The sequence below is a fragment of the Winogradskyella forsetii genome (assembly GCF_013394595.1).
Classification (GTDB): domain Bacteria; phylum Bacteroidota; class Bacteroidia; order Flavobacteriales; family Flavobacteriaceae; genus Winogradskyella; species Winogradskyella forsetii.
Map to the genome: position 1 here is coordinate 1,700,001 of NZ_CP053348.1, position 24,613 is coordinate 1,724,613.

Here is a 24,613-nt window from a genome sequence, read left to right on the forward strand (position 1 = left end):
CGATTTGTCTGAAAGAATTTTTCTTGAATTATTAGCCACAAATACACGAATAATTATTTTTGCTCATTAATATTGCTCGTCATCATTAGGGAAATCCACAGACTTCACATCATCAACATACTGGCCTATAGCCTTTGTCATGTCCTCATAAAGATTCATATAACGTCTTAAAAAGCGTGGATTAAATTCATGTGTCATGCCTAGCATGTCATGTAAAACTAAAACTTGGCCATCAACACCATCACCAGCACCAATACCGATTACGGGAATTGAAACACTCTCAGCAACTTCTTTGGCTAACGAAGCAGGAATTTTTTCTACAACAATTCCAAAACAACCTAATTTCTCTAGCATTAATGCGTCCTCTTTTAATTGTTTCGCTTCTTGTTCTTCTTTTGCTCTAACTGTATATGTGCCAAATTTATATATAGATTGAGGCGTTAAGCCTAAATGTCCCATGACAGGTATTCCCGCATTTAAAATTCGTTTTATAGAATCTTTAACTTCTTTACCACCTTCCATTTTCACAGCATGGCCTCCTGACTCTTTCATAATCCTAATAGCTGAACGCAAGGCTTCCTTAGGATCACTTTGATAGCTTCCAAAGGGTAAATCGACAACCACTAAACTGCGATCAATTGCTCTAACTACAGAAGAGGCATGATAAATCATTTGGTCTAATGTGATAGGCAATGTCGTTTCATGACCCGCCATAACGTTACTAGCAGAATCACCAACTAAAATGACGTCAATACCAGCACCATCAACTATTTTTGCCATCGTATAATCGTAAGCCGTCAGCATTGATATTTTTTCACCTTTAGACTTCATATCTACTAAAGTCTTTACCGTAATTCTTTTATATTCTTTTTTTGCTGTTGACATTGTATTTTTATTATTTAAATGTAAAAATAATGAGAATTGTTAAACTTTTGTTTAATTGAAGCCACAAATAATGTTGAATCGTTATTCTGAATTAGAATTTTTGAAATGATAAAATTTTTGAGTTGCGTTAAAGGAAACGGGTTGTTTCATGCCTTTGAACTCATCCAAGTAAATTATTACAAGGATGTTTTATCTGCTTATATTTTTAACAATCCGTCAAATGTACTCCAATGGCCAATCCACCTTCCGACGTCTCTTTATACTTAGTATTCATATCTTTTGCCGTTTCCCACATCGTATTTACGACTTTATCAAATGGTACCTTTACATTATTAGGATCGGTATCCATAGCCATTTCAGCAGCATTTATAGCTTTGATAGCACCCATTGCATTACGTTCTATACAAGGAATTTGAACTAATCCACCAATAGGATCACAGGTTAAACCTAAATGATGTTCCATGGCAATTTCAGCAGCTATTAGAACTTGTTCTGGTGTGCCGCCTAACAATTCGCACAATGCACCAGCTGCCATCGCAGAAGACACTCCGATTTCGGCTTGGCAACCGCCCATCGCTGCACTTATAGTGGCTCCTTTTTTAAAGACACTGCCAATTTCACCAGCTACTAAAAGGAATTTTTTTACATGTTCAAAATCGGCATCATGGTTTTCTATAACCATATAATACATCAATACAGAAGGAATAACTCCAGCACTACCATTTGTGGGTGCAGTTACTACACGTCCTAGTGATGCGTTAACTTCGTTTACTGCCAACGCAAAACAACTTACCCATTTTAAAATCTGACGAAACTTGACTTCAGTTTTACGAATTGTTTCCAACCATTCCTGAGGGTTTTCATATTTATAATCACCAATTAAATTTTTATGAATGTCATAAGCTCTTCGCCTTACGTTTAAGCCTCCTGGTAAATTGCCTTCGGTATGACAGCCAACGTACATGCATTCTAGCATGGTATTCCAGATCCGTTTTAATTCAAAATCAATTGAAGCTTCTTCTCTTATCGATTTTTCATTTTCTAAGACGAGACCAGAAATAGGAAGTTGTAATTGGTTACAAAACTTTAATAACTCTTCTCCTTTTTCTACAGGATAGGGAAACGTACAGTAGAAAATAATTTTATTGGCTTTCGATATTTTTCGTTCTTCTTGCACTACAAATCCGCCACCAATAGAGTAGTAGGTCTGTTTGTATTTTCTGCCATTAATTGTGGCGGTAAAAACCATTCCGTTAGAATGAAAAGGTAAAAATTTACGATTGAAAATTATATTAGTTTTAAAGTCGAAAGGTATTTCTTTTTCGTTATTAAATTTTAAGACCTTGTTTGTCTTTACCTCATTTATAATGGTATCAATATTTTCAATGGGCATACGTTCCGGGTCAGCTCCAGTTAAACCCAAAATCACAGCGTAATCTGTAGCGTGACCTTTTCCTGTTAAAGACAAAGACCCATATAAATCGACAGTAATTTTTTCAACCTTTTCAAAACGATTTTTAGCTTTCAATTCCTTAATCCAACGTTCGGCAGCTCTCCAAGGGCCTAAAGTATGCGAACTCGAAGGGCCAACACCTATTTTAAGCATGTCAAAGACAGAAATACACTCCATTTAAACAAACATTTTAGTTGAAAGCAAATATACATTTTGTTACTGTATCTATAAGGATTTCGGAAAAATGAAAGTATAAAAAAAACCTAAAATTACTTTTAGGTTTCTATTTAATCTTGTTCGATTAAACATAAAATTATTGAAATGAATCAATATTAAATGTTTGCATCACTTCATTCATATCTGAAATATTAACACTATTTAAATTTTCAACTGGCAATACAATAATTCTAAAAGTTTGATTTTGAGTAAACCCAGATTCTAATGTAGAAAGGTCAAAATTACCATCGATTAATAGTTCAACATCAGCGAAAGTATGGTTAAAAATATATTGAATAATATCTGAACCTTCCAGAAAAAAATTCTGTGGTAGTGGTGACCAAGTATCAGTGGGTTGACCACCAACGTTAACTGTTCCCTCAAGTCTGTATACTAAAACGGCATCTCTATCAAGAATAGTAGTAGGTAATGTAACTACAGATTCTTGTAAACCAGTGTCACTAAAATATTCGAAATTAATTGTTCTTTCAAACGACCTAGCGGCAAAATCATCTGCAGGTAATCCATCAAGTCCATCGAAACCTGGAGGTCCTGGATCACCTTCGCAAGCCGTTAATATAAAAGTAAGTGCAAATAATAAATAGGCTATTTTTTTCATAATCATATAATTTTAATTTATTACTAATTTATTATTAATCATCAAACAACATGCCCTTTTTAGAAATTATTAAGATTTAACTTCATAATCAGAAAGCGGAGAATTATTACAACAAAAAAACACCTTCAATTGAAGGTGTTTTTTGAAGAAATAAACTAGCAGATTTATTTAATTAAAAGCTTGATGCTTTCTCCATTTTTTGATTTCAAAATATAGGTACCAGCTGTTAAACTTGGCAATTGAAAATCCATTGTGTTTTCTTTAGTTGAAATTTCACGCCCTTGTATGTCGAACAAAGACACTGAAACCATTTTATTAAAGTATATAGTCTGATTCGATTTTGAGGGATTAGGATACATTTTTAACGATTCAGGTTGAAAAGCAAATTCATTAGTGCCCAATGTTGTCGCATTAAGCGCATAGAAACTTAAAGTAGAACTTACTTCGTTAGCCATAATGACTAAACCTGTAGCATTAGGACTATTTTCTGGTTTTACATAAATAATACCTTCTGGACCTAAATCACCGCCTTCATCTTCACCTAAATTTCTATTATTGATGTATTTTTCAAAAATAGGGTTACTTGGATCAGTAATGTTGTAAGTCATAAAACCACCAACACGTTCTAAAGTGATAAACGCATAAACTTGACCATCAATTTCAGCAACAGTGACACCTTCTGGCTCAGGCCCTTTATTATCACTTCTGTTTTTAAAGTTATTGTTGCTGTTACTTGCATTAAATAAAGCTCCATAAGTTGGATCATTTGCAGTAATACGTTCAAAATCATCACCACTATCAAAAACTAAAGCTCCTGTGGCTGCATTCCAAATGCTAAGAGAACGCGATCCAAAAACGTGAATTTCATCAAAATCACCATCATTATCAAAATCACCATTGGCATTAGTCACCGTTAGACGACCTAAATTACTATCTAATTGTAGGAATTCAGAATTAGGGAAAACGGTTGGGTCTAAATTTAGGTCACTAACACGCTCTTCTTCTTCAAAAGTATCATATTCTCTAGCATCACCTTCATTGGCAGTTACTAAATACGTAACACCTCCAACTTCGTACGACGCCATGGCATCTGGCATATACATACCCTTAACTGGCCAATTTGCCAAGAAAATAAAATCAGTATCGTCAGAAGCATCAAGCGTGTTTCCTGCTAAGCTATGATCTTTTAAACCTAAAGGAACAATAGACGTAATTGTGTTTGTACTTAAATCAATAATGCCTAAAGCATTGTTTTCCTGAAGGGTGACATAAGCCATTTGAGAGTCACTAGAGAATGTGATGAATTCAGGCTCCATATCTTGAGAAACCGATGCTCCAGGACCAAAAACTCTAACACCTGATGCTTGTAGCGTTGCAATTTGTGCATCAAAACTATTAAAGTTAAGGTTAGTTACATTTGTTTGAAGTATGTTTCCTAATCCACCAGTAACATCAATAACAGAAATGCTACCTTCTGGATCTACAGAATAATCATTATTTGGTTGGCCTTCGTTGGCGACTAAAAGTTTTGTCCCATCTGGTGTAAATGCAACCATATCTGGAAGGTTTCCGGCAATAACAAAAGTTTGATTAGCACCATCAATATCAGAGAAAACAACAACACCATCTTCTAGAGGCCCTTTCGAAATGCCCACAGCGACTATTCCGTTATTGTAAGCCACACTTGTTGGATCCCCAAAAGTTGATAGGTCAATGGAGCTCATCGTCGACACGGCATTAATATCAGAGAAATCAATGATTTCTAATTTTTGACCTGTTGAATTCAAAACAAATAAGCGTTGAGATACAGGATCGTGCGCTACAATTTCAGCAGAACCCGAAGCATCTACTAAGTAACTTGATAGATATTCTATATCTAAAATATCAGTCGCAAAAGGAACCGCAGTATCAACGTCTATAATGTAAATACCGGCAGTTTCATTAGCGCCTAGAGTTCCGTTAATAGGATTGGTAAGTTCTAAAATGAACATTTCGTCCATTTCAGCTAAGCCATCATTTACAATAGGAATAGAAATTACAATAGCATCCGTAGAATTTGCAGGAAAATTGATGGTTTGATTGGCGAATGAAAAATCATCAGTTTCAGTAGCAGTTAATAATTCAGTAACTAAACTTACATCAACAGAAACTATAGCATTAGTGGATGTTGATAATTCGATATAAACTTCAATATTAGTTCCATCTTCGCTAATTGCATAAGTACTTTCAGAAAAGCTTATTTGTGGCGTAACGTTAGTAACTGGAATATAACTGCCTGGTGAAGCAAAAACATCTTCGCCGATGGATTGTCCTACTAAGTTTGTAGCTGGTGCCCAGTTTGTACCTTCATTAAAATCGCCATTAGGATTCAACAATTCCAAGGAAGGGCCATCACCATCAGCTGTAGTTGGCCATGGTGCATCGTCACTATATTCTACTTGCGAAATAACAAGACCTTCAGAATTTTTAATTTCCACTAATTCACCACCATTTCCTAAGGCGTTGGAAATTGCTTGTGGCATATCTAAAAATGATACACCATAAAAAGCATCGGCAGAAGCTTTGTCAGTTGCTAATAAAACGATGCCTTCTGAAGCCAATGTCATTTCAGGAAATGTAAAAATGAAGTTGCCTTCGTCATTAACAGTAATACCTCCTAAATCTATTGAAGACATACTATTATTATAGACTTCTAAAAATTCCAAAGCATCAGAATCATCAGAAGGTGCGTTGTACATTATTTCTGTAATTATTAAACCTGAAGTTAATGAATTGTAAAATAAATCATTACTCATATAAGCAACAGTTTGCGTATTGCCAGAAGTGTCTTCAAGATTATTAACCGTAAGCGTATAAGCTGTACCAACTGTAAAACCTGAATGTGTAATAGTGGCTTTTAAATTAATATTGTCATAAACAACTGCGTTTATAGTTAAAGCAGGACTAAAAACATAGTTGCTTAAAGTTTCTGCACTTACTTGGGTTACGGCTTCGGTAAATGTTACTTCTACTGAGTTTTGTCCTGTTGCAATTATGTTAGCTATGCTTGGAGGATTAGTGTCAGACGTTGAAATAGTAAACGCTGTAGTATCAAAAGGTACATCAGGTGCAATGGTATCTATACTTTGATCTCCACTTTCATCCTGAATGTCATAGTTAGCCATATCATTTAAAGCGACTAGGTAACCATTAGCTGTAAATCCGGTTCTAGGGCCATTGTAAGCTGCTATATCTGTTCCACTAGGGTATGTAATTGCCGTAGTGCCTTCAGTAAGTCCTGTGCCAGTCAAGCCAGTTCCAGCACCATCATCATAAGCAGATGAGGCATTGGCAACAGCAGCTATGAATGTCGTAGGTGTATCTATATCAGTACCGTGATACACAAAAATGACTTCTGCGCTACCTGATATTCCGCCTGGAGAACCTACAATAGTGCCATGGGATATATTTGGTGTTGCACTAATTGTGTAGAAGCTAATAACTGTTCCTGCAGAAATCACAGTTGCTCCTGTTTGCCATTCATAATTAGCTTCACCAGAATTAAATTCAGTTCCGGTCCATTCCTTGTCTGAAAAATAGATAACACTATTTGCAGGAATATCTACAAAAGTAACCATAGCAAAATCATCATCTCCATCAGCATTAAATGCTGTGAAGGCCATATCTCCAGTATTCAGCTGAGCGCCACAAATACAGGTGAAAAGAATAAAAAATAATCGTAATAAGTGTTTCATAATTTTTGGTTGTTTTATTTCTAGCGAAGTTATTTGACAGAGGTTTCTTTAACATGTACTCTATATTATTAAAGAATGAAGAAACTTTTAAGAATGTTAAGCTTAGGTTTACCTAATGTTGTGATAAGCTGAAATCACATAACAATTTATTAAAGTGACATCATGTCATATTTTTTGTCATGGCATAATCATTGACTTATTGTAATCGAGTTTAAAATTTATTATAACAAAAAAACACACATATATTATGAGTAAGATTATTGGAATTGATTTAGGTACAACCAACTCTTGCGTTTCTGTAATGGAAGGTAACGAGCCAGTTGTAATCCCAAACGCTGAAGGTAAGAGAACAACACCTTCGGTTATCGCTTTCGTAGAAGGTGGTGAAATTAAAGTTGGTGATCCAGCAAAAAGACAAGCAGTAACTAACCCAACAAAAACAGTTTATTCTATTAAACGTTTTATGGGTAATAAGTATTCTGAGTCTAAAAAAGAAGCAGAGCGTGTACCATATAAGGTGGTAAAAGGCGACAATGATACGCCGAGAGTGGATATTGATGGTCGTTTATATACACCTCAAGAATTGTCAGCTATGATTCTTCAAAAAATGAAAAAAACAGCTGAGGATTATTTAGGACAAGACGTTTCAAGAGCGGTAATTACGGTTCCTGCATATTTTAATGATGCACAACGCCAGGCTACTAAAGAGGCAGGTGAGATTGCAGGATTAAAAGTAGAACGTATTATCAACGAGCCTACTGCTGCAGCATTAGCTTACGGAATGGACAAAAAAGGTACTGACCAAAAAATCGTAGTATTCGATTTTGGTGGTGGTACACATGATGTTTCTATTCTTGAATTAGGTGATGGCGTATTTGAAGTATTATCAACAGATGGTGACACACACTTAGGTGGTGATGATATTGATGAAAGAATCATCGATTGGTTAGCTGATGAGTTCATGAAAGATGAAGATATGGACTTACGTAAAGATCCTATGGCTTTGCAACGTTTGAAAGAAGCAGCTGAAAAAGCGAAGATTGAATTATCATCTTCTGCTCAAACAGAAATCAACTTACCTTACGTAACAGCTACAGCTAGTGGACCAAAACACTTGGTACGTACATTGACACGTTCAAAATTTGAGCAGTTAATTGACGATTTAATTAAAAGAACAATTGAACCTTGTCAAACTGCCTTAAAAGCAGCAGGTTTATCTAAGTCTGATATTGATGAAATTATCCTAGTTGGTGGTTCTACGCGAATTCCAGCAGTACAGGAAGCTGTAGAGAAATTCTTTGGAAAAGCACCAAGTAAAGGTGTAAACCCTGATGAAGTGGTTTCTTTAGGAGCAGGAATCCAAGGTGGTGTATTAACAGGAGATGTAAAAGACGTTCTTTTATTAGACGTTACGCCATTATCTCTTGGTATTGAAACTATGGGTAATGTAATGACGAAATTGATCGAAGCCAACACTACGATTCCGACTAAGAAATCGCAAGTATTCTCAACAGCAGCAGACAATCAGCCATCAGTAGAGATTCACGTATTACAAGGTGAACGTCCAATGGCAGCAGATAACAAAACGATTGGTCGTTTCCACCTAGATGGTATTCCACCAGCAAGACGAGGAACCCCTCAGATTGAAGTAACGTTTGATATTGATGCCAATGGTATCATTAAAGTATCTGCAACAGATAAAGCGACAAATAAATCTCAAGATATCAGAATTGAAGCGTCATCTGGATTGACAGAAGAGGAAATCCAAAAAATGAAAGCTGAAGCTGAAGCCAATGCAGAATCTGATGCTAAAGCAAAAGAAACAGCTGATAAGTTGAATAGTGCTGATGCTATGATTTTCCAAACGGAAAGTCAATTAAAAGAATTTGGTGACAAATTATCTGATGATAAGAAAAAGCCAATTGAAGATGCACTTGAAGAATTGAAGAAAGCATACGAAACTAAAGATATCGCAGTTATCGATCCGGCTTTAGAGAAAATCAACGAAGCTTGGAAAGTAGCAAGTGAAGAAATGTACAAAGCACAAGCAGAACAAGGAGGAGCGCCAGAAGGTGGACCAACTGACGCAGGTGCAGGTGCAAAAGGACAAGCTGCCGATGAAAGTAGTGATGTTGAAGATGTGGACTTTGAAGAGGTGAAGTAAGCAGAGAACCATCTTTCGCTTTTTGCGAAAGTTGTGTGAATCGCTTATTCCGAACTTGATTCGGAATCTCGTCAAAGCACGAAGCTTGAAGTTGGAAGCATGAAGATGTGGACAGCTTAATAAACAAGAAAAACGCAATCTCCCGATAGCTATCGGGATTGATTGCGTTTTTTTGTTTGAATTAGAATTCAATAATTTAAGATTTCCAATAGCAACCAACAAACTATTCACAAAACCTTGTAGTGTCCAAAAAAAAATCTCAATTTTGAATTCTAAATTTTTACTTCATGGACAACTATCATATCATTTCTTCTGAAGCCTTAGACATTGTAACGATTTACAATATTTTTTATAAAAATAAAAAACTAAAACTTTCAGAAACTTCTGCAAATAATATTAAGAAATGTAAAACCTATTTAGACAACAAATTGGCAAGTGAAAAAAAACCTATGTATGGCATTAATACAGGCTTTGGATCTTTATATAATGTGAAAATTTCTGATGAAGATCTAAGTCAACTTCAAGAAAACTTAGTGATGTCTCATGCCTGCGGAACGGGAGATCGTGTGCCAGAGTCTATTGTGAAGGTGATGTTGCTTTTAAAAATTCAATCGTTGAGTTATGGGCATAGTGGCGTTCAGCTTGAAACCGTGAATAGATTGATTGACTTTTTTAACAATGACATTTTCCCTTTTGTATTTACCCAAGGGTCTTTGGGAGCTTCAGGTGATTTGGCGCCTTTGGCACATTTGGCTTTACCTTTATTGGGTAAGGGAAAGGTTGTACATAATAATAAAGAATACGAAGCAGCCACACTTTTAAAAGAGTTTAATTGGGAGCCTGTTAAGCTCGAAGCGAAGGAAGGTTTGGCTTTATTAAATGGCACGCAATTTATGAGTGCTTATGGTGTTTATTTAATGCTGATGTCCCACAAAACATCGTATTTAGCAGATATCATTGCTAGTATTTCTTTAGATGCTTTTGATGGCCGTTTAGATCCTTTTCACGATTTAGTACATGCCGTAAGACCGCATCCTGGACAGCGAAAAGTGGCACGCCGTTTTAATGAATTTTTAAAAGGCAGTGAATTGATTAGCAGAGAAAAAGAACATGTACAAGATCCCTATTCGTTTCGTTGTATTCCGCAAGTTCATGGCGCAACAAAGGACACCTTGGATTTCGTAGAAAAAGTAATTTTAACCGAAATCAATTCGGTAACGGATAATCCCAATATCTTTCCAGAAGACGATTTAATTATTTCTGGAGGTAATTTTCACGGACAGCCCTTAGCATTAGCCCTAGATTATTTAAAGATTGCTATGGCCGAAATTGGAAATATTTCTGAACGTCGCGTTTTTCAATTAGTATCAGGTTTAAGAGGTTTGCCAGCATTTTTAGTGGATAATCCAGGATTGAATTCAGGATTCATGATTCCACAATATACAGCCGCAAGTATTGTTAGTGCCAATAAACAAATGGCAACTCCAGCAAGTGTAGATAGTATTGTATCCAGCAATGGACAAGAAGATCATGTAAGTATGGGAGCCAATGCAGCGACGCAAGCTTATACTTTGGTTAAAAATGTAGATCGTGTTATTGCTATAGAATTGATGAATGCATCTCAGGCTTTAGAGTTTCGAAGACCTCTAAAAACCTCTCCTTTACTAGAATCATTTTTAGAGCAATACCGAAAAGTAGTGCCATTTATAAAAGTAGATGAAGTTCTGCACGATACTATTGAAGCCTCTATTCAATTTTTAAAAAATGTTGATATTGAAATTGAGGAGTTGTTTTTGAATCATTATGATTTGAAATGATTATCATGGTAATGATAAAACTATAGTTATAATACACATTCTGAATCTCATAAATCCTGGCTAGAATGTAGATTACAAATAATTACTTGAAATATAATTTGCATAACTTAGTAATTCAAAAATAACGCATGCCCAACCGAATAAAAGAACTCTTGTTAAAATACGGAATTCCCGGTATTGCGGTAATAGTTATTGCCATTCAGCTCTTCTTTGTAAATACACAAAAACTCAATAAGTGGAAAGGTGGTGGCTACGGCATGTACACAGGAATCCATTATTACTACGACCAAATATATATTCCAGGTTTGTCTGTTGATTCTTTGATAGAGGTAAACCGAGACATTGAAAACGCTTTCCGTATGCTGAAAAGAATGCCAAATGAAAATAATCTTAAAAAAGCGGCAAATATTGTTCTAAAAACAACTGATAAAGACAGTATTCATGTACAAATTTGGAAGCCAACGGTCGATTCAAAAAAAGGAAATTATTCGAGAAAATTATACAATGAACTGTATTTAAAGAAATCGGACCTATGAAATATTGGTCTGATATAAGAGTTAAATTAACCCGTAACATTCAGTTACCTCTGCAGTTGCTGCTTTTAATGATTGGAATCTATATTTTCATTATGGCAGATAAGTTAAGCCTATATAAAATTCCTTTAATTTTCGTTGGACTTTTGAGTTGGTTTTTTTTTCGTGATAAAACGAAGCATCCAATTATCTGGCTAGTGGTTTTAACGCTCCTGGTTTTGGATCTTTATCATTTCTATTTTAGAGTAGCAAACCATCACTTTATGCTGATATTCATGGTATTTTCTATTATACTGTATAAATATCATAAACGAAGAGATATACTTTTAAAAAACATTCAGATACTTTTAGTTGTTGTCTTAACAGCTTCTGCTCTGCAAAAATTAATGTCAGAACCCTTTATGAGTGGGGATTTCTATTATTATATGATGAATCGTGGTTTTGTATTCCATCCATTTTTGAACTTCTTTCCCGAAAGTTTAGACATAGCAAATAATAACACCGAAAGTATAAACGCATTACATCAATTGGATCCCAATAGTGCAAAGTCTATTAAATTGAAAGATGTCTTTTCAAACCTTGCAACCTTTAGTTTCATTTTTGCATGGCTAACAGTTGTGATTGAATTTATAATAGCAATAGCCTTATTGTGGAAACCGAGAAGCATGTGGACTCATTTGTTTTTTGCAACGTTGATTATTGGGATTTTATGTACAAGATTAGAAACAGGATTTATGGGATTGCTTGGCATATGTGGCCTGATATTATGTAACAACTTTAAAATAAGACTACTATATATTTTAATTGTTATAGGCAGCCTTTCGTTAATTGTCACAAAATTTGGGTTTCATTAATTGTATTAGAATAGTCTCATTTGTTATCCCTTTTATCATTAAATGCATATTCAATAAAATATCTCTTAAAAACTCCAATAATCGTAAAATCCGATCACTAAATCGATATAGTTAATAACAATTCCTAATAACCTAAGTGAACCCTTTCAGATGTTGGATTTTTTCCTTTTTTTTGTGGGTAATTTTTTCAAAATTTAACCAATGATTATAAATACAGAGTTAGAAAATAAAGGGAATTTATTTCCTTCAAATATAATAGACTTTAGAAAAGATGTCGATAAGCTATATTTTACAGCGGCTAACGATGTGATTTTGGAATTAACGGTTGTAAGGGATAGTCTATTACGCTTCAGATATGCCACAACTGGCAATTTTGACAATGACTTTTCTTATGCCATAACCAAATATGCAAGTATTGGGTATAACAAATTAGAGATTGAAGAACACAAAGAGTATTTCGAAATAACGACTTCAAAATTACGTTGCGAGATTTCTAAAGATGATATGAGAGTATCTATCTATGATGCTATAGATGGCGTTCTTATTAATCAAGATGAAGGCGGTTTCCATTGGGAAGAAAGTTATCAATATGGTGGAAACATCGTAAAGATGAGTAAAACTTCTAATGATGGCGAAAGTTATTACGGTCTGGGAGACAAGCCAAATCATTTGAACTTAAAGGGAAAGCGTTATAGTAATTGGGCAACGGATTCTTATGCGTATGGCAAAGATACTGACCCAATTTACAAGGCCATTCCGTTCTACACAGGTTTGCATCATGGAAAAGCTTATGGTATTTTCTTTGATAATACCTTTATGTCCACTTTTGATTTTGCGCACGAACGTAGAAACGTAACGAGCTTTTGGGCACAAGGTGGTGAGATGAATTATTATTTCTTCTATGGCCCAAAAATGAACGATGTTGTAGAAAGTTATACAGATTTAACGGGAAAACCACACCATTTACCTCCACTTTGGGCATTAGGTTTCCATCAATGTAAATGGAGTTATTACCCAGAAAGTAAGGTAAAAGAGATTACGTCAACCTTTAGAAAGCTTAAAATTCCGTGTGATGCTATTTACTTGGATATCGATTATATGGAAGGGTTTCGCTGTTTTACATGGAACAAGGAGTATTTTCCGGATCCAAAACGCATGGTAAAGGAATTATTGGATGATGGTTTTAAAACTGTAGCCATTATCGATCCAGGAATTAAAATAGATAAAGAATATTCTGTTTTTAAAGAAGGTTTAGAAAACGATTATTTCTGTAAACGTGCAGATGGCGACTATATGAAAGGAAAAGTGTGGCCAGGTGAATGTTATTTTCCAGATTATACGAATCCAGAGGTTAGGGACTGGTGGTCTGGTTTGTTTCAAGAGTTAATTGAAGATATAGGCGTAAAGGGCGTTTGGAATGACATGAATGAACCAGCAGTTATGGAAGTGCCAAACAAAACATTTCCTGACGACGTACGCCATGATTATGATGGAAATCCTTGTAGCCATAGAAAAGCACACAATATCTATGGGATGCAAATGGCAAGAGCGACTTATCAAGGTTTAAAGAAATATTCATACCCAAAACGTCCGTTTGTAATTACCCGATCGGCATATTCTGGTACACAGCGTTACACGTCTACTTGGACAGGTGATAATGTGGCTACTTGGGAACATTTATGGATTGCAAACATGCAAGCACAACGCATGGCCATGTCTGGTTTTTCTTTTGCAGGAAGTGATATTGGTGGTTTTGCGGAACAACCACAAGGCGAATTATTCACGCGTTGGATTCAATTAGGAATTTTCCATCCATTTTTTAGAGTGCATTCTTCTGGAGATCATGGTGATCAAGAACCTTGGACTTTCGACGAAGAGGTTACTGATATCGTTAGAAAATTTATAGAAATCCGTTATCAATTATTACCTTATTTATATACCTCATTTTGGAATTATGTAAGTCATGGAACACCATTGTTGAAATCATTGGTGCTATACGACCAGGATGATTCTCAAACACATTACAGAACTGATGAGTTTATATTTGGTGAACAAATTTTAGTTTGTCCTGTTCAAGAACCGAATGCTAAGGGCAGAAGGATGTACGTTCCACAGGGAAAATGGTATAATTTTTGGACAGATGAAATTGTGAAAGGAGGTAAAGAAATGTGGGTGGATGCAGATATTGACAGTATGCCAATTTTCGTAAAAGAAGGAGCGATTATTCCAAAATTCCCAATTCAACAGTATGTAGGGGAAAAAGAAATTACTGAAATTACTTTAGATGTTTATTACAAAGAGGGTAAGGAGGAAAGTGAATTGTTTAGTGATGCTAACGATGGTTTCGATTATACAAAAGGACGCTATAGTTTAAGAAACTTTACGTTAAGAGGAAAGGCAAATGAATTGATCATTAATCAATATAAAGAAGGAAAATTTGTGACGCCTTATGAAACCTTCAAAATTAAATTTCATGGCTTACCATTTGATGTGGTGGAGGTTCAACTTGATAATGAAAAGGTAACGCTTAAAAGCTTGAAAGTTAATGGTGTAACATCAATTGTAGTTGAAAAGGATTTTTCTGAGTTACATATACTGGGTATAAAGTCAAAAGCATAGTGACTAATTGACTAATTTAGTGTCCTAATAAATACAAATCAATTACGTATTTTAATAACTCTTAAAAAAAGTTTAGTTATGAATTATAATAAAACAATATTAGGTCTTGTGATTGTTGCAGTAGTCTTTTCATGTGCAACAAATCCCTTTACAAAGAAAAAGACCTTAGCTTTTGTAAGTAATGATCAATTATTTCCATCTGCCTTTGCTCAGTATAACCAAGTATTAACGGAAAACAAAGTCGTAAAAGGCACATCAGATGCTCAAATGATTACTCGTGTTGGTCAGCGGATTGCGGTTGCCGCGGAGCGTTACTTAAATGCTAATGGCTTTCAAGGCTATTTGGATGACTATAAATGGGAATACACCTTAATAGAATCGGAGCAAGTGAATGCATGGTGCATGCCTGGAGGAAAAATTGCATTTTATACTGGTATTTTACCAATTGCAGCCAATGAAACTGGTGTGGCAGCCATTATGGGGCACGAGGTAGCGCATGCCTTGGCAAATCATGGACAGCAACGAATGAGTGCGGCATATATTCAACAAGGTCTAGCGGTCGCAGGTAATGTAGCTTTATCCAATGATGAGCAAGCTTTAGGGATTTTTAACCAATCTTATGGCGTAGTATCTAACGTAGCAGGAATGTTACCTTTTAGTAGAAGTCATGAAACAGAAGCAGATAAAATAGGTTTATATCTAATGGCCATTGCTGGTTACAATCCTGATGAAGCAGCAGAACTATGGAAACGCATGAAAGCGAATAGTGGCGGTCAAGCACCACCTGAATTTTTAAGTACACACCCAAGTAACGATTCCAGAATCCAGAATTTACAAGCTTTAGCTCCAAAAGCAAAAGCAGAAGCCAAGAAATTTGGTATAACAGATTTCAGACCAATAAATTAATATTGTATTTATAAATATTTGATTACTTTAGAAGCTGCTCTCCCGAAATGTCGGGATGAGCAGCTTTTTTATTGGATCATTTTAGTGAGATGATTCAATAATCCCAATGGAGATTGGGATCTCATCTTAATTAGATATAATTATATATGAATCAACATCAAAAAGGAAGTAAAAAATTGCTAAATGCTTGGGCATTTTATGACTGGGCAAATTCGGTATATACCTTAACCATTGCGTCTTCGATATTTCCGATATTTTATTCAGCATTATTTTTAGGTCAAGTTGAAAAAAACGTTGCTGCATTTGGAATGGTTTTTAAAAGTACAGCATTAATTACCTATGTCACGGTATTCACATTTTTAGTCGTTGCCATTACATCGCCTGTACTCTCTGGTATTGCGGATTACGTAGGTAATAAAAAGAATTTCATGAAATTCTTCTGTTATGTTGGTGGTGCAGGTTGTATTGGTCTGTATTGGTTTAGTTTGGAAACTATTCATCTTAGTCTCTTGTTTTATTTTATGGGATTGATAGGGTATTGGGGAAGTTTGGTGTTTTATAATTCATACTTACCAGATATTGCCTATCCAGAGCAGCAAGATAGCGTTAGTGCTAAAGGATTTAGTATGGGTTATTTTGGAAGTGTCATTTTATTGGTCATAAACTTGGCTATGGTAATGTATCCGAATGTTTTTTTTATATCGGATAATTTAAGTGAAAATGGGGAAATCATAGAAACTGCTGCACAAGTAGGAATGAGGTATTCTTTTATAATGGTTGGCCTGTGGTGGATTCTTTTTAGCCAATATACATTTTACGTTTTACCAAAAGGCGTTTCAAAAGGTGGAAAAGTAACAAAAGACGTTGTTTTCAATGGTTTAAAAGAGTTGAAACAAGTTTGGATTCAATTGAAACAGAATCTACGTTTAAAACGTTACCTAGTTGCCTTTTTTGTGTTTAGCATGGCAGTACAAACCATTATGCTGGTCGCTGTTTATTTTGGGGAAGAAGAGATTGCTTGGGGAGATGACGAAGCCAAAACCTTAGGACTTATTGTGAGTATTTTAATTATACAATTAGTGGCGATTCTGGGTGCATTTTTAACCTCTCGTGCGTCTTCAAAATTTGGAAACATTAAAACGCTTATTGTCATAAATTTTTTCTGGATGGCCTTGTGTTTCTATGCCTTTTTTATGGAAACACCATTTCAATTCTATGTCGCAGCTGGTTTTGTTGGTTTGGTCATGGGTGGTGTGCAGTCCTTAGCAAGATCCACATATTCCAAATTTTTACCGGAAACTGAAGATACCACTTCATATTTCAGTTTTTATGATGTGGCTGAAAAGATAGGTATTGTTATCGGAATGGGAATTTTTGCAACTATAGACCAAGTTACAGGGAGTATGCGGAATGCTATTTTGTTTTTGGTTATCTTTTTTTTGGCTGGAATTCTGCTTTTATTTAGAGTGCCGAGAACAGAGTCTGATAATGAAGCTTCGCTCTAAACACTTATTTTCATAAGTAGAAAATATAGTTTATCACACAGGGCACATTCATTCATTTGTAATTTTTTTCATGAAAAATCTCGTATTACTTTCAATTCTAACTATTGTATTTCTTACATCTTGCAGTGATGAGGTGCATTTAGCTATAGATAATCCAACCGAATTTTCAATAGTAGTTGTTATAGATACGCTTAAGTATACAGTACCTCCTAAAGATGTGGTTCGGTTAGAAATACCAAAAGGAGAGCACCAAATCACTTTAGAAAATGATAGTATTATAAAGCATAACTTCATACATAAGGCATATATGATTAACCCATCATTCTCAGAGTATTTATTGTCTTATGAATATTATGGACCTAAAAGGTTTCAAGATACTTATACTTCGAAATTGACGAATAAAGAAGTGAGGTTTATTGGGATTACTTTAGAAGGGAATTATGACATTTTTAGTGATGTAATTAATAAAGTGACTTGGGATTATGGACCAAGAGAGCCTTTGCCAAAGAAGGTTGAAATTGATGAAGGTAAATCTTATACAAGTATATTAAAGGTTTATGATTCGAATGAATTTATGGAATTGATGATGAGCACACGCTCAGGAGAAGACTAGTTAGTCCATTATTTATCAAAAAAAAGAACCAGCAAAGCCAGTCCTTTTTTTCAATTTTTAATTGGGTAATAAGCGTTAATTACTAACACTACCAGAACCGGTAATCTTGGTATCCTTATTGGTCGGTTCACCTGAATACTTCACATCTCCAGAACCTGTAATTCTTGCTACAAGATCGCCATTGCACACCACATCTGCTGAACCAGAACCTGTGATTTTAGCCGTAACGTTGGTACTGTTTAATTCCTTCCCATCAAAATCTCCAGAACCTGTAACTTTTACGGTTAAATCTTTGGTAGAACCTTCTAGCTCAATATCGCCAGAACCTGCAATACTACTCTCCACATCTTGTGCATTAACACTTAAATTTATATCTCCAGAACCCGCTAAAGACACTTTAAAGTTCTCTGCTTCAATAGTGCTAGTACTTTCAATGTCACCAGAGCCAGACAGTGAAACAGAATCAATAGATTCAAAAGGAATGGTAACAACGATCGTTTGACTTGGTTTTAAATTATAGCCATCTTTCACTTTAACAATGAGTTGATTGCCTTTTGTTCCTACAATAATATATTCCATTAGGTTGGCATCTCCCTTAATGGAAATCTGACCTTCATTCCCTTTAACCAATTTAAAATCCATAGGTCCAGCAGCTTTTATCCCTTCATAAGAACTCGTAGTTCTAGATGTCGTAGTAATGTTGTTGTCGCCCTTAATTTTTTTGCCATTTCCCCATTGCGCACAAGATAATGTGGTACTTAAAAGGAATACTAATACTGTAATTGATTGTAATGATTTCATAAAGTTTATTTTTTAATTGATTGAAAATTTTTAGATTTTTTTATAAACTTCGACCCGCCCGAACGTGCCTTTTCGGTAAGGGCGGGCTGCAACTAACTCAAAGTTTCTTAAAAGTTACACTTCCATATTCAGAATCTATTTTCACGACGTTACCTGAATTTTTCGCACCATAATAACCATCATATTGTTTATCAGAATAGTCAACTTCTTTATTTGTAAAGCTGAAACCCTCAGATTCCCGTAATGAACCATACTGCAAATCGATATCGAAATCGAAATTAAAACTCGCATCATGACCAATGGTAATACCAACATAATCGGATGTGATGTTTACACTTTTCGCTTTAGAAGCCATACGTTCTATTTTTATGGAACCGTAATTTGCTTTAAGATTTACAGTTTTAAATATGTTTCCCAATCGTAAGGATAGGTAATCGCCTCGTCCATCTAAATTATTGATGTTATCTATTTTTAAGGACCCGTAATCACAAGTGTAGTTGACGTTTTCAGCGGCTTCAATAATAGATTCAGTGTAATCTGCTCTAAGAACCAGTTCCTCGGTTTTAGCAACTGTAAAACCACTATAGTCTGCCTTTATTTCGCCACTTTTTATGTATTCAAAATAACAATTCTTACTGTAATCAAAACGAATTAAGTTGTTATCTGCCATCAATTCCTTGGTTGTAATCTTACCGTAATCGCATACTAATTTAGCAGTGCCTTCAAGCCTATCTAAGTTAATGGAACCATAATCATTATTAAGTTCAACATTATTGGTTTTAGGCATTTTTATAAGGTAATTAACTTCAACTTTCAACTTGTTGTTACTTCCCCAATTCCACCAAGATCGCTTCTCGTTGCCGAATTTAGTAACCGCAGATACAATATTGTCGGTATTTGAAAATGCTATGTTTATTTCATTAAGTCTTTCCTGTACTTTTTCAGAATCATTTCCTGTCACTTTAATGGTAATATCAAAAGCGATGCGGTTTTCATTCCATGTGACTACATCTAAATTGCCATAGCTGTTGTTCACTTTTAGTGTGCCGTTGGAAGAGACGTCAAATGATTTTTTAATGCTCTTTTCTTTAGTTGATTTTAGGTCTATTTCACTATTTGCAAATACCAAAGTAGGTATTAACAACAATAAAATTGCAAGATTAAATTGTATTCTTAGGTTCATTGGTGTTGATTTTAAATTGTTTTACATCTTCGATTTGCTCTAGAACAGTATTCAGAATGTCTATTCTATTTTGAAAATTGGAAATCATCGCATAGATAACACGTTGGTCTTTTCCGCTTTCAGTTAAATCTGTTTTTAATTTTTGATAATCCTTTTCTAATATTTGAATTTGCGCCAAGGCATCCGAAATTATCGCTTCGGTTAATGGGGAACGTTCTTTGTTTAGTTTCTTTAATTCGTTTTCAATGGTAACCGTGAAAAAGTCTTGGGTTTCCGACATTTCTGGCGATACGCTCGCTAAATCCATAGTTTCAGGCTGATTCTGCAAGGTTGTAAAAACACTAAAACAAATCACTAATGCAGCTGCAACGGCCAAAAGGGGTTTCCAGTGAAATCCAGACGGTGTTTTAACTTCGTTTGAAGTCAAAGTGTTTCCTTTCAACTTTTCTAAAAATCGCTGTTCGTGATTGTTTTGAGGTGTTTCAATGTCAAACTGACCTTTCAAATCGTCAAATAAACTATACAAATTATCTTTTTTCATAATTAATTTAATACTAGTTTTTTACGCAAACTCTCTTTGGCTCTTGATATTAAAGTTCTGCAATTGGCATAAGAAATATTCATAATCTCGCAGATCTCTTCGTAATCGTAACCTTCAATTAAATGCAATGTTAAACTCACATTATAATTGGGTTTCAAGGTTTTCATAGTGTCTAAAACTTGTTTCACTTTTTCGCTAGTCTGTTCATGTTCTACAATGCCGCCATCGTCTTCAACTTTATAAATAACAGTATCTAAAGGCACTTCATTTTGTTTCATGGTTTTGTTATAATGCCCAATACTATTATTAATCACAATCCTTTTCAACCATGCGCCAAACATGTTGGTGTCTTCCAAAGTGTTCAGTTTTGTGAAGCCCGTTAAAAAAGACTCTTGCATAATGTCCTCGGCCTTATAGGAATCTTTTACAATTCTAAGGGCTGTGTTGTACATGGCTTTGTTGTATCTGTTGTAAATTTCCAACTGCGCACGTTGGTTTCCAGATTTACAAAGCCATAATAACTGTTCGATATCTTGATTGGTTGATGTCAAAAAAACAATTGCTTTTATTTAAAGAGGCGTTCTATTTTATATTGTTACAGTTTAATTGAAAAAAAGTTATAATTAATAAAACTTTTCGTCAGTCTGAGTGTTTTGTAAGGAACGAATAAAACGTATTGAGAACATTTTCTTCATAGCTTTTCGATACTAATTTAAAGGATTGTGATCATTTAAATTCATACGAGTTGAGGAATTTCATTTAAATTCCAAAACCTTTTATGTCAATCTAAGGTAATGGCATAACTATTGAATTTAAGGTAATGTGAATAACTTTGAATATCTTCTAAAGTATTGGTATTCAACAATAAGTTAATTATTAATACATTTAAAACTATGTTGTTCTGTGTTTATTAATGACAGAATGGCTCAAAAATATATATGGGAAAATCAAATTTTTTAAATTTAGACAATCTGTCATTTCAGGATTTCGATGAGAATTCAGAATTAATTCCATTGATGACGCCTGAAGATGAAGAATTAATAAACAGCGAATCCTTACCAGAATCCTTACCAATTTTACCCTTACGAAATACGGTTTTATTTCCTGGTGTGGTCATTCCGATTACGGCCGGACGAGATACCTCTATAAAACTGATTAACGATGCCAACAAAGGGGGAAAAGTAATTGGAGTGGTATCACAAAAGGATGAATCGGTTGAAAATCCTTCTGCTAACGATATCTATAAAACAGGAACAGTTGCACGTATTTTGAAAGTGCTAAAAATGCCAGATGGTAACACCACAGTCATTATTCAAGGGAAAAAGCGCTTTGTGATTAACGAGGTGATTTCCGAAAAACCTTATTTAACGGCAACTATTTCTGATATTGCTGAAGCAAAACCAGCTCCAGATAATGAGGAGTTTAAAGCGATAATTGATTCCATTAAGGATTTGTCTTTGGATATTATAAAACAAAGTCCAAACATTCCTTCCGAAGCCAGTTTTGCGATTAAGAATATTGAAAGTAATTCGTTTTTAATCAATTTTGTGTCTTCTAACATGAACCTTAGGGTTGAGGAAAAACAAGAGCTTTTAAAAATCAATGATCTTAAGGAACGTGCGCTTCAGACCTTGAAGTATATGAACATGGAATATCAGAAGCTAGAGCTTAAAAATGATATCCAGTCCAAGGTTCAGAGCGATATGAACCAACAGCAACGTGAGTATTTCTTGCACCAACAGATGAAAACCATTCAAGAAGAATTGGGTGGAGGTGTGTCTTCAGGAGAGGAAATTGAAGACATGAAAGCGCGTGCCAAGAAAAAGAAATGGGACGAAAAAGTAAAAGAGCATTTTGATAAGGAATTAGCCAAAATGCAGCGTATGAATCCTCAAGTGGCTGAGTATTCCATTCAACGGAATTATTTAGACCTGTTTCTGGATTTGCCTTGGAATGAATTCAGCAAGGATAAATTCGACTTAAAACGTGCGCAAAAAATCTTGGATCGTGATCATTTTGGACTTGAGGATGTTAAAAAACGAATCATTGAATATTTAGCGGTTTTAAAACTGAGAAATGATATGAAGTCGCCAATCCTTTGTCTTTATGGCCCTCCTGGTGTTGGTAAAACCTCATTAGGAAAGTCGATTGCTGAAGCTTTGGGCAGGGAATATGTACGTATTTCATTAGGTGGATTGCGTGATGAAGCTGAAATCCGTGGTCATAGAAAAACATATATAGGCGCAATGCCAGGACGAATCATTCAGAGCTTAAAGAAAGCAGGTACTTCAAATCCTGTGTTCGTTTTAGATGAAATTGATAAATTATCCACAGGAAATCAAGGTGATCCATCTTCTGCGATGTTAGAGGTTTTGGATCCTGAGCAAAACAATGAGTTCTATGACAACTTCTTGGAAATGGGTTATGACTTGTCTAAAGTGATGTTCATTGCAACCTCCAATAGTATGAATACCATTCAGCCCGCATTAAGAGATCGAATGGAAATCATTAATGTAACAGGTTATACGATTGAAGAAAAAGTGGAAATCGCAAAAAGACACTTGTTGCCAAAGCAATTAAAGGAACATGGATTAGATAATTCTAACTTAAAAATTGCAAAACCACAACTGGAAAAAATAGTGGAAGGTTACACGCGTGAATCTGGCGTAAGAGGTTTGGAGAAGCAAATTGCCAAAATGGTACGTTATGCAGCCAAGAATATCGCCATGGAAGAAAAATATAATATTAAGATTTCTAACGAAGATGTCATTGAAGTATTAGGAAGTCCAAGATTGGAACGCGACAAATATGAAAACAATGAGGTTGCTGGCGTTGTCACTGGTTTAGCATGGACTAAAGTAGGAGGTGATATACTGTTTATAGAATCTATTTTATCTAAAGGAAAAGGCACATTGTCCATTACCGGAAATTTAGGTAAAGTGATGAAGGAGTCGGCTACTATTGCTATGGAATACATCAAAGCCAATGCAGATGAATTTGGAATAAATCCTGAAGTTTTCGATAAATATAATGTGCACATTCACGTACCAGAAGGCGCAACACCAAAAGACGGCCCAAGTGCAGGTGTAACGATGTTGACCTCTTTAGTGTCTTTGTTTACCCAACGTAAAGTAAAGAAGAGCATAGCAATGACTGGCGAAATTACATTGCGTGGAAAAGTATTGCCAGTTGGTGGTATTAAAGAAAAGATTCTAGCCGCCAAACGTGCTCGTATTAAAGAGATTTTACTTTGTGAGGATAATCGAAGGGATATTGACGAGATTAAACCAGAATATTTAAAAGGCTTAACGTTTCATTATGTGAAAGATATGAGTGAGGTTTTAAAGTTGGCAATAACCAAACAAAAAGTACAGAATGCCAAAAAGCTTTAATTTAATAGTTACATTTTTAATAAGTCTTACTTTGGGAACCGCTGCTTTTGCGCAAGAACAAGTAGAATTTAAAGATGTGCTATTAGATGGAAAGCCTGCAAAACTAAATGTTGCTACTGGCAAAATTACATTGGTCACTTTAGAAGATAAAGTAGTAGAAACCAAAATGGATTCTTTGAACACAAAACCCATTTTGGTATCTGATGCTAGTGTTATTGGGTCGAGTATTTCCGAAAAAGATACCATTTCTGATTTTCATGTGGTTGAAAATGGAGAGACTTTACTCGATATCTCTAGAACCTATAAAGTGACCCTTACAGAATTAAAGCAAGCCAATAATTTGGAAACCACTTTGGTGAATGCAGGACAAACACTTCGCATTAAAAATTTTGATACAGAAACCAACTCAATTTCTTCAAACGGTAGTAATTTTGAAGCCACCAATTCCAATTTTCATAGGGTAGAAAAAGGCGATACCTTGTTTAGTTTATCTAGGCGCTATAATTTAAGTGTAGAAGAATTAAAGCGTTTAAATAATTTGAATTCTAATGTCATTAAGATTGGTCAAAAACTTCGTGTTAATAATTTTGATACTTCAAGGGACGATAAGAGCCTAACCGTTTATGTCGTTAAAAAGGGAGATAATCTTTATCGAATTGCATTGGAAAACGGAACTACAATTGATGCAATTAAAAAATTGAATGGACTAAAAAGCAATACTATTAAGATAGGCCAAAAGTTGAAGTTAAAATAGAAAACATCTCTGCTTGAAAATAAA

Annotated in this window: 19 protein-coding genes (1 of these 19 running past the window's edge); 10 read left to right on the top strand and 9 right to left on the bottom strand. The window is 35.0% G+C overall.

The window, feature by feature from the left end; genetic code table 11:
• From HM987_RS07465 to HM987_RS07485, 5 genes are all read right to left on the bottom strand, one after another.
• Positions 1-39 carry the start of an RluA family pseudouridine synthase gene (locus HM987_RS07465; protein WP_179006625.1) on the bottom strand. It extends 672 nt beyond the left edge of the window, so the window shows 39 of its 711 coding nt (coding positions 1-39); it begins with the start codon at positions 37-39; its stop codon lies beyond the left edge, outside the window.
• Positions 40-66: 27 nt separating this feature from the next.
• Positions 67-885, bottom strand: coding sequence for a 3-methyl-2-oxobutanoate hydroxymethyltransferase (gene panB, locus HM987_RS07470; RefSeq protein ID WP_179006627.1), 819 nt, complete (start codon positions 883-885; stop codon positions 67-69).
• Positions 886-1,090: 205 nt separating this feature from the next.
• The gene (locus HM987_RS07475) at positions 1,091-2,515 is read right to left on the bottom strand and encodes an L-serine ammonia-lyase (protein ID WP_179006629.1); all 1,425 of its coding nucleotides are present in this window, start codon (positions 2,513-2,515) and stop codon (positions 1,091-1,093) included.
• 136 nt (positions 2,516-2,651) lie between these two features.
• A complete protein-coding gene (locus tag HM987_RS07480; protein WP_179006631.1) occupies positions 2,652-3,173 on the bottom strand; it encodes a hypothetical protein in 522 nt (173 codons plus the stop codon).
• A gap of 164 nt (positions 3,174-3,337) precedes the next feature.
• On the bottom strand, positions 3,338-6,907 hold the full coding sequence (locus HM987_RS07485) for a choice-of-anchor I family protein (protein ID WP_179006633.1): 3,570 nt from the start codon (positions 6,905-6,907) through the stop codon (positions 3,338-3,340).
• Between the two features lie 247 nt (positions 6,908-7,154).
• On the opposite strand from HM987_RS07485, the gene dnaK reads away from it, so the two are divergent.
• The 8 genes from dnaK to HM987_RS07525 all read left to right on the top strand — a co-directional run bounded on the left by dnaK (position 7,155) and on the right by HM987_RS07525 (position 17,918).
• A complete protein-coding gene (dnaK, locus tag HM987_RS07490; protein WP_179006635.1) occupies positions 7,155-9,071 on the top strand; it encodes a molecular chaperone DnaK in 1,917 nt (638 codons plus the stop codon).
• Between the two features lie 287 nt (positions 9,072-9,358).
• On the top strand, positions 9,359-10,888 hold the full coding sequence (hutH, locus tag HM987_RS07495) for a histidine ammonia-lyase (RefSeq protein WP_179006637.1): 1,530 nt from the start codon (positions 9,359-9,361) through the stop codon (positions 10,886-10,888).
• Positions 10,889-11,016: 128 nt separating this feature from the next.
• Entirely contained in the window at positions 11,017-11,424 is a 408-nt protein-coding gene (locus tag HM987_RS07500) for a hypothetical protein (RefSeq protein WP_179006639.1), read from the top strand.
• Positions 11,421-12,275 carry a hypothetical protein gene (locus tag HM987_RS07505; RefSeq protein WP_179006641.1) on the top strand — a complete coding sequence of 285 codons (855 nt, stop codon included), beginning with the start codon at positions 11,421-11,423 and terminating at the stop codon, positions 12,273-12,275. The genes HM987_RS07500 and HM987_RS07505 overlap by 4 nt, the downstream gene beginning before the upstream one ends.
• 201 nt (positions 12,276-12,476) lie before the next feature.
• On the top strand, positions 12,477-14,894 hold the full coding sequence (locus tag HM987_RS07510; RefSeq protein WP_179006643.1) for a glycoside hydrolase family 31 protein: 2,418 nt from the start codon (positions 12,477-12,479) through the stop codon (positions 14,892-14,894).
• Between the two features lie 78 nt (positions 14,895-14,972).
• The gene (locus tag HM987_RS07515; protein ID WP_179006645.1) at positions 14,973-15,800 is read left to right on the top strand and encodes a M48 family metallopeptidase; all 828 of its coding nucleotides are present in this window, start codon (positions 14,973-14,975) and stop codon (positions 15,798-15,800) included.
• A gap of 146 nt (positions 15,801-15,946) precedes the next feature.
• Entirely contained in the window at positions 15,947-17,305 is a 1,359-nt protein-coding gene (locus HM987_RS07520) for an MFS transporter (RefSeq protein WP_179006647.1), read from the top strand.
• Positions 17,306-17,375: 70 nt separating this feature from the next.
• Positions 17,376-17,918 (top strand): hypothetical protein, encoded by a 543-nt coding sequence (locus HM987_RS07525; protein ID WP_179006649.1) that lies wholly within the window; start codon positions 17,376-17,378, stop codon positions 17,916-17,918.
• 75 nt (positions 17,919-17,993) lie between these two features.
• Here HM987_RS07525 and HM987_RS07530 read toward each other — a convergent pair whose 3' ends face one another.
• The 4 genes from HM987_RS07530 to HM987_RS07545 form a co-directional block, all read right to left on the bottom strand.
• The gene (locus tag HM987_RS07530; RefSeq protein WP_179006651.1) at positions 17,994-18,719 is read right to left on the bottom strand and encodes a head GIN domain-containing protein; all 726 of its coding nucleotides are present in this window, start codon (positions 18,717-18,719) and stop codon (positions 17,994-17,996) included.
• Positions 18,720-18,816: 97 nt separating this feature from the next.
• On the bottom strand, positions 18,817-19,902 hold the full coding sequence (locus tag HM987_RS07535; RefSeq protein WP_179006653.1) for a DUF4097 family beta strand repeat-containing protein: 1,086 nt from the start codon (positions 19,900-19,902) through the stop codon (positions 18,817-18,819).
• Positions 19,880-20,443: a hypothetical protein gene (locus HM987_RS07540; protein WP_179006655.1), complete on the bottom strand. Its 564-nt coding sequence runs from the start codon at positions 20,441-20,443 to the stop codon at positions 19,880-19,882. Before HM987_RS07540 ends, HM987_RS07535 begins: the two co-directional genes overlap by 23 nt.
• Before the next feature lie 2 nt (positions 20,444-20,445).
• On the bottom strand, positions 20,446-20,994 hold the full coding sequence (locus tag HM987_RS07545; protein ID WP_179006657.1) for an RNA polymerase sigma factor: 549 nt from the start codon (positions 20,992-20,994) through the stop codon (positions 20,446-20,448).
• Positions 20,995-21,381: 387 nt separating this feature from the next.
• Here HM987_RS07545 and lon point away from each other — a divergent pair, with 387 nt between their 5' ends.
• Together lon and HM987_RS07555 are read left to right on the top strand one after the other, a co-directional pair.
• Positions 21,382-23,835: an endopeptidase La gene (gene lon / locus HM987_RS07550; RefSeq protein ID WP_179006659.1), complete on the top strand. Its 2,454-nt coding sequence runs from the start codon at positions 21,382-21,384 to the stop codon at positions 23,833-23,835.
• Positions 23,819-24,589, top strand: coding sequence for a LysM peptidoglycan-binding domain-containing protein (locus HM987_RS07555; protein ID WP_179006661.1), 771 nt, complete (start codon positions 23,819-23,821; stop codon positions 24,587-24,589). The genes lon and HM987_RS07555 overlap by 17 nt, the downstream gene beginning before the upstream one ends.
• The last annotated feature ends 24 nt before the right edge of the window (positions 24,590-24,613 follow it).

What these genes read in the sequence shown, in the direction of transcription:
- panB (WP_179006627.1), bottom strand. Translation starts at nt 885, where the DNA reads ATGTCAACAGCAAAAAAAGAATATAAAAGAATTACGGTAAAGACTTTA.
- HM987_RS07475 (WP_179006629.1), bottom strand. Translation starts at nt 2,515, where the DNA reads ATGGAGTGTATTTCTGTCTTTGACATGCTTAAAATAGGTGTTGGCCCT.
- HM987_RS07480 (WP_179006631.1), bottom strand. Translation starts at nt 3,173, where the DNA reads ATGAAAAAAATAGCCTATTTATTATTTGCACTTACTTTTATATTAACG.
- HM987_RS07485 (WP_179006633.1), bottom strand. Translation starts at nt 6,907, where the DNA reads ATGAAACACTTATTACGATTATTTTTTATTCTTTTCACCTGTATTTGT.
- dnaK (WP_179006635.1), top strand. Translation starts at nt 7,155, where the DNA reads ATGAGTAAGATTATTGGAATTGATTTAGGTACAACCAACTCTTGCGTT.
- hutH (WP_179006637.1), top strand. Translation starts at nt 9,359, where the DNA reads ATGGACAACTATCATATCATTTCTTCTGAAGCCTTAGACATTGTAACG.
- HM987_RS07500 (WP_179006639.1), top strand. Translation starts at nt 11,017, where the DNA reads ATGCCCAACCGAATAAAAGAACTCTTGTTAAAATACGGAATTCCCGGT.
- HM987_RS07505 (WP_179006641.1), top strand. Translation starts at nt 11,421, where the DNA reads ATGAAATATTGGTCTGATATAAGAGTTAAATTAACCCGTAACATTCAG.
- HM987_RS07510 (WP_179006643.1), top strand. Translation starts at nt 12,477, where the DNA reads ATGATTATAAATACAGAGTTAGAAAATAAAGGGAATTTATTTCCTTCA.
- HM987_RS07515 (WP_179006645.1), top strand. Translation starts at nt 14,973, where the DNA reads ATGAATTATAATAAAACAATATTAGGTCTTGTGATTGTTGCAGTAGTC.
- HM987_RS07520 (WP_179006647.1), top strand. Translation starts at nt 15,947, where the DNA reads ATGAATCAACATCAAAAAGGAAGTAAAAAATTGCTAAATGCTTGGGCA.
- HM987_RS07525 (WP_179006649.1), top strand. Translation starts at nt 17,376, where the DNA reads ATGAAAAATCTCGTATTACTTTCAATTCTAACTATTGTATTTCTTACA.
- HM987_RS07530 (WP_179006651.1), bottom strand. Translation starts at nt 18,719, where the DNA reads ATGAAATCATTACAATCAATTACAGTATTAGTATTCCTTTTAAGTACC.
- HM987_RS07535 (WP_179006653.1), bottom strand. Translation starts at nt 19,902, where the DNA reads ATGAACCTAAGAATACAATTTAATCTTGCAATTTTATTGTTGTTAATA.
- HM987_RS07540 (WP_179006655.1), bottom strand. Translation starts at nt 20,443, where the DNA reads ATGAAAAAAGATAATTTGTATAGTTTATTTGACGATTTGAAAGGTCAG.
- lon (WP_179006659.1), top strand. Translation starts at nt 21,382, where the DNA reads ATGGGAAAATCAAATTTTTTAAATTTAGACAATCTGTCATTTCAGGAT.
- HM987_RS07555 (WP_179006661.1), top strand. Translation starts at nt 23,819, where the DNA reads ATGCCAAAAAGCTTTAATTTAATAGTTACATTTTTAATAAGTCTTACT.